We start from the raw sequence: 944 nt of genomic DNA on the forward strand, positions 1-944 counted from the left end.
CGAGGACTACACCACTGCCGAGAAAAGCAAGCTGGCCGGGAAGCTCGACGCCACTGCCACAGCCGCAGACTCCAGCAAACTCAACGGCCAGCCTGCCAGCTACTACGCCACCGCTGCACAGATAGGCGACATTGCCACCGCCCTCGATCTGATTAACGGAGAGGTGATCTGATGGCTATCGCAGACAAGCTGACGTATCTCAACACGACCAAACTGTTGCTGCGTGACGCCATCCGCCGTGCAGGCCACTACCTGCCGGATGCAGCCACTTTCCGCTCGTATCCCTACGCGCTGCTGCCCGATGAAGCCAGCCTGAGTCTGGATTTCGTGCGGGGTGAGTACGTTGCACACAACTGGCGCGACGGGACGGTATCGCGTGCGGGCCTGTCCAGCATCATGACCACCACTCGCGCATCAGGTGGCGGATATTTCGACCACATGGGCGTGTATCAGTGGGCAGCGAACAACGTGCCCCGCATCGACCACGATCCCGCCACGCTCAGTACATCGACCAGCAGCATTGCGCTCGGGGCCGGGATCAAGACGTTTGCCGTGAGCCGCCTGTACCCGGTAGGCGAGTACGTCCGCGCCACATACGATGGCAGCAACTGGATGGCCGGGCGTGTCACTGCATCGACCGGCAGCAGCGTAACGCTGTGGGTGGATCGCGTAGTCGGCTCGGGGACGTATTCGGCGTGGACGGTGATTCGGGTGCGGGGGCTGCTGATCGAGGAAAGCAGGACGAATTTGCTGCTCAACTCAGCGACGCTTGCTACTCAGTCCGTCACCGTTACAGCCGTGGCGCACACGCTGTCGTTTTACGGCACCGGCTCTGTCACGCTGTCCGGCGCTGCTACTGGCACGCTAACTGGCACAGGCGCAGGCAACCGTGTATCGCTGACTTTTACCCCTACTGCCGGCACTCTGACGCTGACGGTATCCGG

1 protein-coding gene is annotated in these 944 nt (G+C 62.0%); it reads left to right on the forward strand.

Going from position 1 to position 944, the window contains the following annotated elements:
- Nucleotides 1-171 precede the first annotated feature (171 nt).
- Nucleotides 172-944: hypothetical protein (locus tag ACNFCJ_RS24020; protein WP_416773886.1), on the forward strand; the 773-nt coding region annotated here is incomplete at its 3' end.

This window comes from Pseudomonas sp. NY15364 (genome assembly GCF_048068235.1).
In the GTDB taxonomy this organism is placed as follows: domain Bacteria; phylum Pseudomonadota; class Gammaproteobacteria; order Pseudomonadales; family Pseudomonadaceae; genus Aquipseudomonas; species Aquipseudomonas mendocina_D.